The organism is Paracoccus tegillarcae, assembly GCF_002847305.1.
GTDB classification, from domain to species: Bacteria; Pseudomonadota; Alphaproteobacteria; order Rhodobacterales; family Rhodobacteraceae; genus Paracoccus; species Paracoccus tegillarcae.
The window spans coordinates 2,399,413-2,412,502 of sequence record NZ_CP025408.1 but is presented as its reverse complement, the minus strand read 5'-3'; the positions used below and the strand labels follow the sequence as shown (position 1 = coordinate 2,412,502).

General features: G+C 63.3%; 12 protein-coding genes. 5 read left to right on the top strand and 7 right to left on the bottom strand.

All coding sequences use genetic code 11. The features are described from left to right. Positions 1-50 precede the first annotated feature (50 nt). From CUV01_RS11795 to CUV01_RS11775, 5 genes are all read left to right on the top strand, one after another. The gene (locus CUV01_RS11795) at positions 51-1,196 is read left to right on the top strand and encodes an acyl-CoA dehydrogenase family protein (protein ID WP_101460649.1); all 1,146 of its coding nucleotides are present in this window, start codon (positions 51-53) and stop codon (positions 1,194-1,196) included. A 3-nt stretch (positions 1,197-1,199) separates the two neighbouring features. Next, a complete protein-coding gene (locus CUV01_RS11790) occupies positions 1,200-2,207 on the top strand; it encodes an enoyl-CoA hydratase/isomerase family protein (protein WP_101460648.1) in 1,008 nt (335 codons plus the stop codon). Then, positions 2,204-3,073 (top strand): 3-hydroxyisobutyrate dehydrogenase, encoded by an 870-nt coding sequence (gene mmsB, locus CUV01_RS11785; protein ID WP_101462050.1) that lies wholly within the window; start codon positions 2,204-2,206, stop codon positions 3,071-3,073. The genes CUV01_RS11790 and mmsB overlap by 4 nt, the downstream gene beginning before the upstream one ends. A 99-nt stretch (positions 3,074-3,172) precedes the next feature. Next, entirely contained in the window at positions 3,173-3,487 is a 315-nt protein-coding gene (locus CUV01_RS11780; protein WP_101460647.1) for a hypothetical protein, read from the top strand. A 195-nt stretch (positions 3,488-3,682) separates the two neighbouring features. Continuing rightward, positions 3,683-4,075 (top strand): hypothetical protein, encoded by a 393-nt coding sequence (locus CUV01_RS11775; protein ID WP_101460646.1) that lies wholly within the window; start codon positions 3,683-3,685, stop codon positions 4,073-4,075. 27 nt (positions 4,076-4,102) lie between these two features. Here CUV01_RS11775 and recN read toward each other — a convergent pair whose 3' ends face one another. The 7 genes from recN to CUV01_RS11740 form a co-directional block, all read right to left on the bottom strand. Further along, positions 4,103-5,746 (bottom strand): DNA repair protein RecN, encoded by a 1,644-nt coding sequence (gene recN / locus CUV01_RS11770; protein WP_101460645.1) that lies wholly within the window; start codon positions 5,744-5,746, stop codon positions 4,103-4,105. Positions 5,747-5,758: 12 nt separating this feature from the next. Continuing rightward, the gene (locus CUV01_RS11765; RefSeq protein WP_101460644.1) at positions 5,759-6,613 is read right to left on the bottom strand and encodes an outer membrane protein assembly factor BamD; all 855 of its coding nucleotides are present in this window, start codon (positions 6,611-6,613) and stop codon (positions 5,759-5,761) included. A gap of 139 nt (positions 6,614-6,752) precedes the next feature. After that, complete coding sequence (gene lpxC / locus CUV01_RS11760; RefSeq protein WP_101460643.1) at positions 6,753-7,688, bottom strand: UDP-3-O-acyl-N-acetylglucosamine deacetylase; 936 nt, start codon at positions 7,686-7,688, stop codon at positions 6,753-6,755. Positions 7,689-7,915: 227 nt separating this feature from the next. Beyond that, on the bottom strand, positions 7,916-9,553 hold the full coding sequence (gene ftsZ, locus CUV01_RS11755; RefSeq protein ID WP_101462049.1) for a cell division protein FtsZ: 1,638 nt from the start codon (positions 9,551-9,553) through the stop codon (positions 7,916-7,918). Between the two features lie 223 nt (positions 9,554-9,776). Continuing rightward, positions 9,777-11,111, bottom strand: coding sequence for a cell division protein FtsA (gene ftsA / locus CUV01_RS11750; RefSeq protein WP_101460642.1), 1,335 nt, complete (start codon positions 11,109-11,111; stop codon positions 9,777-9,779). Positions 11,112-11,126: 15 nt separating this feature from the next. After that, positions 11,127-12,047 carry a cell division protein FtsQ/DivIB gene (locus CUV01_RS11745; protein WP_101460641.1) on the bottom strand — a complete coding sequence of 307 codons (921 nt, stop codon included), beginning with the start codon at positions 12,045-12,047 and terminating at the stop codon, positions 11,127-11,129. Continuing rightward, entirely contained in the window at positions 12,035-12,970 is a 936-nt protein-coding gene (locus CUV01_RS11740; RefSeq protein WP_101460640.1) for a D-alanine--D-alanine ligase, read from the bottom strand. The genes CUV01_RS11745 and CUV01_RS11740 overlap by 13 nt, the downstream gene beginning before the upstream one ends. Between the last annotated feature and the right edge of the window lie 120 nt (positions 12,971-13,090).

Genomic DNA, 13,090 nt, shown 5'->3' with positions numbered 1-13,090 from the left:
TGATAATTAAACACTTGTTCAATTCTTGACGACAGAGGGGGAGGCTTCGGATGGATTTTGCACTAAGCGAAGAGCAACAGGCGATCTTCGACATGGCACGGGATTTCGGCGAAACCCGCATCGCGCCAAATTCGCGCAAATGGGAAGACGAAGGCACGATCCCCAAGGATCTGTGGACCGAGACCGCGCAGCTGGGCTTTGGCGGGCTGTATGTCAGCGAGGAATATGGCGGCTCGGGCCTCTCGCGGCTGGACGCGACGCTGGTCTTCGAGGCGCTGGCCATGGCCGACCCGGCGGTCGGCTCGTTTCTGTCGATCCACAACATGTGCGGCGGCATGATCGACAAATACGGCGCACCAGAGACCAAGGAAAAATGGCTGCCGGCCCTGTGCAGCATGGAAACCATCTTCAGCTATTGCCTGACGGAACCCGGCAGCGGATCGGATGCCGCAGCCCTGCGCACGCGGGCCGAGAAAACCAACGAAGGTTACCGGCTGAACGGCACCAAGGCCTTTATCTCGGGCGGCGGCTACTCGGATGCCTATGTCACCATGGTCCGCACCGGCGAGGACGGCCCCAAGGGCATCAGCACCGTGATCGTTCAGGACGGCACGCCGGGTCTGAGCTTTGGCGGGCTAGAGGACAAGATGGGATGGCGGGCGCAGCCGACATCGCAGGTGCAGTTCGACGATTGCGTGGTGCCGCATGAGAACCTGATAGGGACCGAGGGCAAGGGCTTTACCTACGCCATGGCGGGCCTGGATGGTGGCCGGCTGAACATCGCCGCCGGTGCACTTGGCGGCGCACAGGGGGCTCTGAACGCGACGCTTGCCTATATGGGCGAGCGCAAGGCATTCGGCAAAAGCATCGACCAGTTCCAGGCGCTGCAATTCCGGCTGGCCGAGATGGAGACCGCCTTGCAATCTGCCCGCATCTTCCTGCGGCAAGCGGCGTGGAAAATGGATCAGGGTACGCCCGACGCAACCAAGTTCTGCGCCATGGCCAAGCTTTACGTCACAGACCGCGCCTTTGATGTGGCCAACCAGTGCCTGCAACTGCACGGCGGTTATGGCTATCTGGCGGATTACGGGATCGAAAAGATCGTGCGCGATTTGCGCGTCCACCAGATCCTTGAGGGCACGAATGAAATCATGCGACTGATCGTGGGCCGGGCGCTGCTGGCGGAACGGGGGTAGGACATGGACGATCTGGACATACGCATATCCGGCCGCGCAGGCCGCATCACCTTTACCCGCCCCAAGGCACTGAACGCGCTGACCCACGAGATGGCACGCGCGATCCACCGGGCCTTGAACGCATGGCGCGACGACGACGCTGTCGATCTGATCATCATCGACGCAGAGGGTGATCGGGCCTTTTGCGCAGGCGGCGATATCGCCGCGATCTATCACGGCGCACTGGACGGCAACCATCAGATCGGGCGCGATTTTTTTGCCGATGAGTATCGGATGAACGCCGCCATCGCCGATTATCCCAAGCCAATCATCGCCTTCATGCAGGGCTTTGTGATGGGCGGGGGCGTCGGTGTGGGCGGCCATGCAAAGCACCGGATCGTCGGTGACACCACCCAGATCGCGATGCCGGAAAGCACCATTGGCATGATCCCGGATGTCGGCGGGACATGGCTGTTGTCACGCGCGCCGGGCTGGATCGGTGAATATCTGATGCTGACCAGCGCCCGGATGGGTCCGGGTGATGCGATCCACGCAGGCTTTGCCGACACCTATCTGCCCGAATCCGAATGGCCTGCGCTGATCGCCAAGCTTGAGAAAACCGGCGATGCCGGCCTGATCGAGGGGCAGACACCGCCACCCGCACCGCTGGCCGACCGCGACCTCAGCGCCTATGGCGGCAGCACGTTGCTTGAGATCACCGACGCGCTGGAGCGGGCCCGCGACGAGGGCGGGCTGAAACCGGTTCGCCGGAACTCGCCCCTGTCGATGGCAGCAGGACTGGCGATGGTTCGCGCGGCACGCGGCGACAGGAAAATACAGGAATCTCTGGCGCGCGAATACCGCTTTACCTACCGCGCCACCGAGGCGGGCGATTTCATCGAGGGCGTTCGCGCCCAGATCATCGACAAGGACCGCAACCCGAACTGGAAAATGCCGGGCAGCACCAAGAAGGTCGCTGATATGCTTGCCTCTTTGGGCGATGACGAACTGACATGGAAGGACAAGGCATGAAGATCGGCTTTATCGGACTGGGAAATATGGGCGCGCCAATGGCCGCCAATCTGGCCGCAGCGGGGCACCAGGTCGCGGGTTTTGACACCGCCGCGCCGATGCCAGATGGCGTGACGCCCGCCGAAACCGCCGCCTCGGCGGCTGACGGCGCGGATGTGGTCATCACCATGCTGCCAAATGGCAAGATCCTGCGTTCGGTCGCGGATCAGATCATCCCCGGCATGCGCAGCGGCGCGGTGCTCTGCGACTGCTCGACCGTCGATGTGGACAGCGCGCGCGCCGTGGCCGAACAGGCCGACGCCGCGGGACTGGGTGCGCTGGATGCGCCCGTTTCCGGCGGTATCGGCGGGGCGCAGGCAGGCACCCTGACCTTTATGGTCGGTGGATCGGATGATGCGTTCGCGACCGTGCAGCCGCTGTTCGAGATCATGGGCCAGAAAGCCGTGCATTGCGGCGCTGCCGGCGCAGGACAGGCCGCCAAGATCTGCAACAACATGATCCTTGGCGTCACGATGATCGCCACCTGCGAGGCTTTTGCGCTGGCTGACAAGCTGGGCCTGGACCGGCAGAAGATGTTCGACGTTGTATCCACAAGTTCCGGCTACAGTTGGAGCATGAACGCCTATTGCCCCGCCCCCGGCATCGGTCCCAAATCACCTGCCGATAACGACTATCAGCCCGGTTTTGCGGCAGAATTGATGCTGAAAGACCTCAATCTTGCGCAGGACGCGGCCAGTTCGGCGGGTGCCGAGACCCCGATGGGGCTGCAGGCCCGCGACATGTATGAGCAGTTTGTCGAGCGCGAGGATGGCCGGGGGCGTGATTTTTCTGCCATGTTGCCCCGTTTTACGCAAAGAAACGGGTGAATTTGTCGCAGTCGGGCATTTTTTACTGACGAAAGGGAACCCTGTCCGAAAAGCCAGTGTTGGCCTTATGGATTAGGCAAAATCTGCCAGAGGCACAACATGACTTCCCTGCGCACCACCGCGCTGGCTTTTATGATCGCGACCGGGCTTGCCATACTTGGCGGCTCGGGTTTGACGCACTCGCACGATGACGCCGCAGCGGCGGCAGAGCCACGCAAGGACAAGCCGATCGCCGTGGGCGACGTGCTTAGCGCTGGTCAGTTGCACATCATTACCGAGCCAGGCCTTTACGGGCTGGGGCGCAAGGTAGGAAAAAGCGAATATGCGGTGTCCGGCGGGCAGTTGATCCGCGTTGATCCCAAGACCTTGAAGGTGTTGTCGATCTTGCGCGCACAATCCGAAATTCTTGATTGAAACCAGCGATCCAGGCGGTGATGGCTGCCGCGACGTGTTGGTCTGCGTTGCGCGCCACACCCCTCGCCTGTTTTTTGCGATAAGGCTGACGTCACGGAACCGCCAACCCGCAAATCTCGTTGCTTTGCCATAAGGCAAGAAATCTGCAGCTCGCAAAAAAGGCTGCACTGTTGATAACGAGCAAGGATAGTAAAAATGATCAGGCTTGGCGCGACGACCGCGGCTGTTCTGGCTGTCACCATGGCGGTGGCCCCCGGCGGCAGCTTTGCGAAGGAAAAACAGCACAACAAATCCGCCGGTGCCGAGCAATCGGTCCTTGCCGCCAATTGCCCCCCCGGTCTGGCCAAGAAAGATCCGCCCTGCGTCCCGCCGGGACAGGCAAAGGCCGCGACGAAACGCGCTCTGGCCGTGGGCGATACGCTTGAATTCGGCGCCATTCACGTGATCAGCCAGCCGGGGTTATACGGCCTGGGCTCGCCGCCCCCAGGCAATCGTTATGCGATTGTGAACAGCCGTCTGGTCCGCATTGACGCCCGGACAGGCCGTCTGTTGTCGGTCATCCGGATGGTGAACGCAGTTCTCGACTAGGCACGCCTGCACCTTCTGCCTGCAATGCTAACCGGCCAGCAGCGCACGCGCGGCCTCGATCGCCGCGTCTGACACCTTGTCACCTGCCAGCATCCGCGCGATTTCGTCAACGCGCGCCTTGGGCTCCAGCGGAAAGACCCGGCTGGTGGTCATGCCATCGGCAACCGATTTTGCCACCTGAAAATGTGTCTGACCCAGTGCCGCGACCTGCGGACTGTGCGTCACAACCAGCACCTGCGTGTCCTCTGACAACCGTTTGAGCCGCCGCCCGACAGCATCGGCTGTGGCGCCGCCGACGCCGCGGTCGATCTCATCAAAGATCAGCACCAGTGCATCGTTTCCGCGTGCCAGACAAACCTTGAGCGCCAGCAGAAATCGCGACAACTCGCCGCCAGAGGCAATCTTGTCCAGCGGACCAGAGGGCGCACCGGGATTGGTTGCCACCGTAAAGGCGACGGTATCGCGGCCCTCTGGGCCGGGATCTGCCGGGTCAATACGCGTCTCGAAGACGGCACGCTCCATCTTGAGCGGGGCCAGTTCCGCGGCGACCGCCTTGTTTAGCAAACGTGCCGATTTCACTCGCTGATCGTGCAACGCATCCGCAGCCTTGTCATAGGCCGCATCAGCCGCTGCAACACCGTCGCGCAACGCCGCGATCTGATCTTCGCCCGCGTCGATCCGATCCAGCCTGTCGCGCAATTCGGCTGCCAACCCGGCCAGATCATCGGCCAGAACATCATGCTTGCGGGCCAGCCCGCGCAGGGCGAACAGGCGTTCCTCTGTGCGTTCCAGCGCCAGTGGATCAAAATCCAGCGCCGACAGCGCGGTTTCTACGCCCGACGCGGCCTCGCCCAATTCCACCAGGGCGCGCGCCAAAGCCTCGATCGCCGGGTCCAACCGGCCCTCGGCCCGCTCGGCTGCGCCCTCCAGCCAGCGGTTCGCGTCCAACATCGCACCCTCGGCACCCTCAGGCCCAAGAATTTGCAGCGCCCGCGCGACATCCCCGCGGATACGTTCGGCCGCCTGCATGCTGCGCCGGGCCGTGTCCAGTGCCGCCTCTTCGCCGGGTTCGGGTGCCAGATCGTCCAGTTCCTTGACCGCGTGGCGCAGGAAATCCTCTTCCTTGCGCGCCGCCTCCAGCCCTGCATGTGCTGCGTCCAGCGCCGCCCGTGCCTCGCGTCGCGCGGCCCAGCTGCGCCGTGTTTTCGACAGATCCGTGCCGGCAAAGGCGTCCAGCAACGCGCGGTGGCCACGCGGGTTCAACAGGCCCCGGTCGTCATGCTGACCGTGCAATTCGACCAGCAGATCGGACAGTTGCCGCAGCACCTCGCCAGAAACGCGGCGATCATTGACCCATCCCGTCTTGCGCCCGTCGCCACCATTGACGCGGCGCAGGATCAATTCGTCCTCTGGCGTGATCCCGGCCTCGGCCAGTAAGGCGCGCGCAGGATGGTCGCGCGGCAGATCAAACACCGCCGTCACCTCGCCCTGATCGGCGCCTGTCCGCACCAGATCGGCGCGGCCTCGCCAGCCCAGAACAAAACCCAGACAGTCGAGCAGGATCGACTTGCCCGCCCCGGTCTCGCCGGTGAGCACATTCAGACCGGGACCAAAGCTCAGTTCGAGCCGGTCGATCAGCAGCATGTTGCGAATGTCCAGATGGCGAAGCATCGCCAGACCCTTTTACAGCCAGCGGCCTTGGACCACCTGGCGATAGATGTTCGTAAGCCAGCTATCGCCCGCCGCCTCGGCCGGCAATCCACGGCCGCGCAGCTGCGCATAGGCTTCCTCATAGAAGGGCGACGACTGGAAGTTATGGCCCAGAATTGCGCCCGCCGTTTGCGCCTCGTCATTCAGGCCCAAGGCCAGATAGGCCTCGACCAGACGCATCAGCGCCTCGGGCGTATGGCTGGTGGTCTGGAACTCCTCGACGACAACGCGGAATCGGTTGATCGCGGCGGTATTGTGACCCTGTTTCAGGTAATAGCGCCCGATTTCCATTTCCTTGGCGGCCAGATGGTCAAAGGCCAGATCGAATTTGAGAATCGAACTGCGCGCATATTCGGTATTGGGATATTCCTCGATCACCGCACGCAGCGACTGCAGCGCCTGGAAGGTCAGGCCCTGATCACGACCGACCTCGTCAATCTGATCGTAATAGGACAGCGCCAGCAGATATCGCGCATAAGCCGCATCCTCATCGCCCGGATAAGTGTCGATGAATCGCTGTGCCGCCGCCCGCGCCTCTTCGTAATTCGTGGCGCGGTGATAGCCAAAGGCCTGCATGATCAAGGCGCGCTTGGCCCATTCCGAATAGGGGTATAGCCGCTCGATCTCGCTGAAATAAAAGACCGCATCCTCGGGGCGGCGGCTGTTTTCCAGCTCGTACTCGCCGCGCCGATAGATTTCCTCGGCCGTGAAATTTTCCAGGTTTCTTGGCGCCTCGGGTTCACCGAAACCCAAACGCGAGCAGCCGGTCGTTACCGATGCCGCAAGCAGGACTGCCATCAGAAAAGCTGACGATTTCAAACGCGCCATGGTCACTCTGTCCATCAATTCCGTCTTGTGACCGCAGTGCTTTCGCCCGACGGCCCGGTCGTCCTAGCACAGAACATCAGGGGGCGCAAAATGGCAATCGCTTGATTTCGAGCCAGCTTTCGCAAGGGGGCGCAACGCCTTAGCGTAACGCCGCCTCGTGACCAGAGATCGGACCATAGGCCGCGACACCCGCGCCCGGCAGGCGATTCTCGAGATCGGTCGAGCAAGTCACCCATTCCCAGGCGTCTGGCTGTGCAAAAAGAGCCCGCAGCAGCCGGTTGGTCATGGCATGGCCCGCGCGATGGCCGGTATATTGCGCCAGCAGCGGCGCGCCGGCCAGGGCCAGGTCGCCCATCGCGTCCAGCATCTTGTGACGAACAGCCTCGTCGGCATGGCGCAGCCCGCCGGGCGACAGCACCTGCGCACCATCGACCACAACCGCATTGTCATAGGTGCCGCCAAGCGCCAGCCCGTTTTGCCGCATCGCATCGACATCCGACTGCCGACAAAAAGTGCGGCTGTCAGCCAATTCACGCAGGAAGGCGCCATTGGCCATATCCAACCGCTTTTCCTGATGGCCGATGGCGGCATCGGTAAAGTCGATCTGGAAATCGATCTCAAGGTGATCGGCGGGGGACAGGCGTGCAAAAGCCGCGCCGTCGCGAACCTCGACCGGGCGCAGGACGCGGATCGCGCGCAGCGGCCGGCCCTGCATCCGGATGCCAGCACGCAGAATGCCGCGCACGAACAACTGGCTGGAGCCGTCGAGGATCGGCACTTCCGGCCCATCAACCTCGATCAACGCATTATGAATGCCGGTGCCGGCCAACGCAGCCATGATATGTTCGACCGTCGACAGCGTTGCGCCCTGCCCGTTATCCAGCAGCGTGCACAGTTGCGATGGCGTGACATTATCCCAACGTGCGGCGATCTGATTCTCGCCTTCTTTCAGGTCAACGCGACGAAAGACGATGCCATGTCCCGCAGCAGCGGGATGAATCGTCAGTCGCGCCGGTGCACCAGAGTGCAACCCCACGCCCACGAAAGTAGCCTTGTCTTTGATCGTCGCCTGCATGATTCTGCCTGCCCGTTTTTGTTTTTCCGGGAACAGAACGCCCCGGTACAGTGTCAGCTAAGCGCACCACCCCCGGCACTCAATTAACGTTTTGTAACGACCTGAAACATTCGATGCAGATAGCGCATGAGTGTTGACCTGCTGCCTTACAATCAACTGAACACAAAAGAAAAAAGGGCCGCGCGAGGCGGCACTTTCGGGTTTTGTTATCTCAAAAACGTGAGCGGTCAGTTTGCCTGGCGGCGCAGAAACGCCGGGATTTCGACATTGTCGTCGGCGTTGTCCGGGCTGGCCAGATCGTCGAAATCGGATTCGGCCTGACGCGCGCGGGTGGCGACACGTTCGCTGACCCGCTCGGCGATGGAGCTGGCGGTCGGCTTTTGCGCGGGGGCCTCGTTGTGACCCGCCACACGTTCGATCAGCCGGCCCAAACCACCCATGCGGCTTTGCTGCGCATTGGGATTGACGCCTGCATTGGGCTGTCCGGCCGCTGGCGCTGCTGCCTGACGACCAGGACGTTCGCCGTGATGTTCGACCGCGCGCTGCAGCCGGGCCATCACCTCGGGCTTGACCGCCACGCGATCCTGATCAGGCGCCTTGGGCGTGAAATAGCTGCTCAACTCGTCATCTGCCTCAACCGCAGGTGCGGCTGCTGCGGGCTGAGCGGCGCTGGCCGGACGGCTCCAGCCGGCGGGCGGCATGTCGTCGTCGCCAATGACCTTGCGCTGCGCAGCCGTTTCGCTGGCGGTATCGGCAGCGACGGGTGCAGGCGCACGGCGCGGCGGAACCGGCAGATCGCTTTCGGCCTCTGCGGCGGCGGGTTTCTGCGCGACCGGCGGGTTCTGGGTCAGCGGCTCGGACATGCCACGGCGCGGTGCCGGGATCTCGGCGCTGGCCGGCTCGGCATCGATGCCGGTCGCAACGACCGAAACGCGCAGCGTGCCTTCCATTGACGGATCCAGCGTCGAGCCGACGATGATATTCGCGTCGCCATCCACCTTGTCGCGGATGATATTCGCGGCCTCGTCCAGTTCGAACAGGGTCATGTCGTGACCGCCGGTGACATTGATCAGCACGCCACGCGCACCGTTCAGGCTGATTTCGTCCAGAAGCGGGTTGGCAATGGCGCGCTCGGCGGCCTCGACGGCGCGGTTCTCGCCGGCGGCTTCGCCCGTGCCCATCATGGCCTTGCCCATCTCGTCCATCACCGCGCGAACGTCGGCGAAGTCGAGGTTGATCAGGCCCGGACGAACCATCAGGTCGGTCACGCCCTTGACGCCTTGATACAGCACGTCATCGGCCATGGCGAAGGCTTCGGTGAAGGTGGTCTTTTCGTTGGCCAGACGGAACAGGTTCTGGTTGGGAATGATGATCAGTGTGTCGACAACCTTTTGCAGGGCCTCGACGCCCTCTTCGGCCTGACGCATCCGCTTGGTGCCTTCGAACTGGAAGGGCTTGGTCACGACGCCAACGGTCAGGATACCCATTTCACGCGCGGCCTGCGCGATGATCGGGGCCGCGCCCGTTCCGGTGCCGCCGCCCATACCGGCGGTGATAAAGCACATATGCGCGCCCATCAGATGATCGACGATATCCTCGATGGTCTCTTCGGCGGCCTTGGCCCCGATCGAGGGCTTCGCGCCCGCGCCCAGACCTTCGGTGACCTTCGGCCCCATCTGGATACGGTGTTCCGACTTCGAGCCAGCCAGCGCCTGCGCATCGGTATTCGCCACCACGAATTCAGCGCCTTCAAGCTGCTTTTCGATCATGTTGTTGACCGCGTTGCCGCCTGCTCCGCCGACACCGAACACGGTGATCCGCGGCTTCAGCTCTTCTTCTTCGTTCATCATCAGATTGAGGTTCATGGTTTCCGCCTGTTTTCGCTGTCTGCCGGGCTTTTCCGCCCACCCGGTCGAATCCCCCGTTATCCGATCAATCGTAGCGATATTGACCCGCTGCGTCACCCGAAAAACACAGGTCGACCGCAAAATGTGGCGGTGTTCATGGGGTGTTTCGGCGGTATCTTGCCAAGACAGCAGAATATGGTGGGCACCCCCCTGCCCCCACATATTGAGTGTTCGTCAGCGCTTACCAGTTGTTCCTGAACCAGCGATAGGCGCGACGCAGGCTGCGGGCGGGATAGCGGTCGGCGGGGGTCTCGAAATCCCACCATTCGTCCTGCGGATGGGCTGCGAACAGCGCCAGGCCCACCGCGCTGCTGAAACTGGGGTCGGTCAGCTGATGTGCCAGCCCATCGATTCGCAGCGGGCGCCCACAGCGGACATTCGGTCCAAGGATGCGCGTGGCCAGACCGTCAAGGCCGGGGATCTGGCTGCCGCCGCCGGTCAGCACGATCTGTTGACTGGGCAGCGAATCAAAGCCTGCCGCATCCAGACGCTGACGCACCTCTTCCAGAATTTCCTCGACCCGGGGACGCATGACCCCGATCACGTCGCCACGGCTGACGCTGCGCCGGTCGGATTCCCAATCGCCCGTTTCGCCGCCGACCGCAATCAGATCGCGATCATCACGGCCCGTCGCCTCGACACCGCCGTTCAGGGTCTTGAGACGCTCTGCCACAGCATAGGGCACGCGCAGGCCCTGACTGATATCCTGCGTGATCAGATGCCCGCCGATGCGCACCCAATCGGCATAGATCATGTGCTTCTTGATAAAGATCGACACGCCGGTCCCGCCGCCGCCCAGATCGATGCAGGCCGCGCCCAGTTCCTGTTCGTCCTCGACCAGACTGGCCCGGCCCGACGCATAAGAGGCGCTGGCGATACCGGCCAGTTCCAGATCGCAGCGCCGGATGCAGTGGATCAGATTGCCGATGGCATCGCCGTCCACGGTCAGCACATGCATGTCGCAGGCCAGCATATTGCCGGAATGTTCGCGCGGATCGCTTAGCCCGCTGCGGTGATCAACCGCGAAATTCACCGGCTGCGCGTGCAACACCTCGCGCCCGCGTCCGAAATCCGGCACATCGCAGGCGGCCAGCACCGAGGCCACATCATGTTCGGTGACCTTGCCCTGCTCGAGCGAGATTTCCCCCGCCAGCCCATAAGACGAAGGCCTTCCGCCCGACAGGCAGGCAATGACGTGATCGACCCGCACACCGGCCATCTTTTGCGCCGCGGCCACGACGGTGCGCACGGCGCGTTCCGTTTCGGCCATCGTGTCGATCTCGCCGTAACGCATGCCGCGCGATTGCGTCGTCGCCGCTCCGATCACCCGGAAATTGGCCTGCCCGGCCATCGGACCGACGCCATCAGCCTCTCGCGAGACCTCCGAGCCGTCGAATTTCAGCACCAGACAGGCAATCTTCGAGGTGCCGATGTCCAGAATGCCCACCACGCCCCGCTGCATGGCGGCACGGCGCATGTTCCGCATGGCGCGCTGCGTCTGGTAAAGCTCGGTCATTGGGTTCTGGCCTCCCTATCCCTCATCATCCGGCAAAAGCTGCCCGTCCGGCCCCAGCAGGGGCAGGCCGCGCGCGCCGCGAATTGTGTTGCGTGCGTCGACGCCCATACGAACCACCGGCCGGGCCGGGTCGCGCAGGTCGATCACGCTGATATCGCGGCCCAGCAGATCCTGCTGACGCTGCATCTCTATGGCCCGCTCAAGGGCGCGAACGGCATCGGTTTCCGGCAAAAGGATGCGCTGGCCATGATCCAGCACCACATCCCATCGCCGCTCGCCCTGCCGCTGCAAACCGCGCAGGCGCGGCAGGACCGGGCCGGCGGCGTCGATCAGCGCCAGCGCCTCATGGGCGGCCTGATCGGCCCCGTCTCCGGCGATAATGGGCAGGTCAGGGCGCATCTCGCGCGCGGTCACACCGGCAACGCGGTGGCCTGCCTTGTCCAGCATGTCGATACCGCGCGCATGACGCCACAGCATCACCGGCACTCGTTCGGTCACCACCGCCGACAGGATGCCACCCGGCTTGATCCGCAATTCGATCTTTTCAACTGCATCCAGCGCGATCACCTGCAGCCGCAGCGCGGTCAGGTCGATGTCAAAACTAGAGGCCGGCAGATCGACCGGCAGCATCGCCCGCAAAGCCTTGTCGACCGCGGGCGAGGCACCCTCGACCGTCATCATGCGGACCTGAAATTCGTCGCGGCTTTGGACCTTGTCGACCATCCCGGTGATGCCATCCGACAGCGCCGCGCGGCGATCCTCGTCCGACAGCCAGATGCCCACGCTCATGGCCAGCACAAAGGCCGGCAGCCCGACGCGAAACACCCGCCGATAAAGCGGCGTCAGCCACATCCGCTCCAGCCGATAGGCCAGACGCGAGGGCGCGGGATCGCGCTTGCGCTTGGGCGGTGCGTTGTGATCGGTCATGCTCGACATAGCGCATCCTCGATCATCCAGCGCATCAGCGCGGGGAAATCATGACCCGCATGGGCAGCCTGTTCGGGCGCCAGCGAGGTGGGCGTCATGCCGGGCTGGGTGTTCACCTCGAGGATGATCAGCCCGTCCAGACCGCGCGTTTCATCCCAACGGAAATCGGTGCGGCTGAGGCCGTTGCAGCCCAAGGCGTCATGGGCGCGCACTGCCATGTCCAGGCAGGCAGAGCGGATCTCGGCGGGGATTTCGGCGGGGATCACATGGCGCGAGCCGCCGGGTTTGTACTTGGCGTCGTAATCGTACCAGCCTTCGACGATGATCTCGGTCACCTCCAGCGCCCGGTCGCCCATCACGGTGGTGGTCAGCTCGCGCCCCGGCGCATAGGTTTCGACCATGACCCGCGACGGCATCTTGTCGTCCAGCGCAGGCGGGCCGTTATTCTCGGCATGCACGATATACACCCCGACACTGGAGCCCTCGTCATTCGGCTTGACCACATAGGGCGCCGGCATCACATGGCGGCTGCGCACCTCGTCTCGATCGGCGATGATGCTTTCGACCACCGGCAGGCAAGCCGCGCGAAACGCATCCTTGGCCCGCGTCTTGTCCATCGCCAGCGCCGAAGCCAGCACACCCGAATGTGTATAGGGCAGACCCAGCCATTCCAGCACGCCCTGCACACAGCCATCCTCGCCCAGGGGGCCGTGCAGCGCATTGAACACGACATCAGGCGCGACATCGGCAAGCCGTGTCACGATTTCGGCGCCGCGCTGCGACCCGAGTTCGACCTCGATGACTGTGTAACCCGCCACCCGCAGCGCATTTGCGCATTCGCGCCCCGAGGACAGAGACACCTCGCGTTCAGCCGAGGGTCCGCCCATCAGAACGGCTACGGTGTGGGCTGTCCTGCTCGACCTGCCCGCCACGATTTCGCCTTTCGCGCCCGGTTTGTCCGGGCTTCTTTCGGTTTCGCACGGCCGGGTTCGACCCGATCCTGCGCGATAATAATTAACTACACACTTACCTTAGCCGCAAAGCCTGAATCG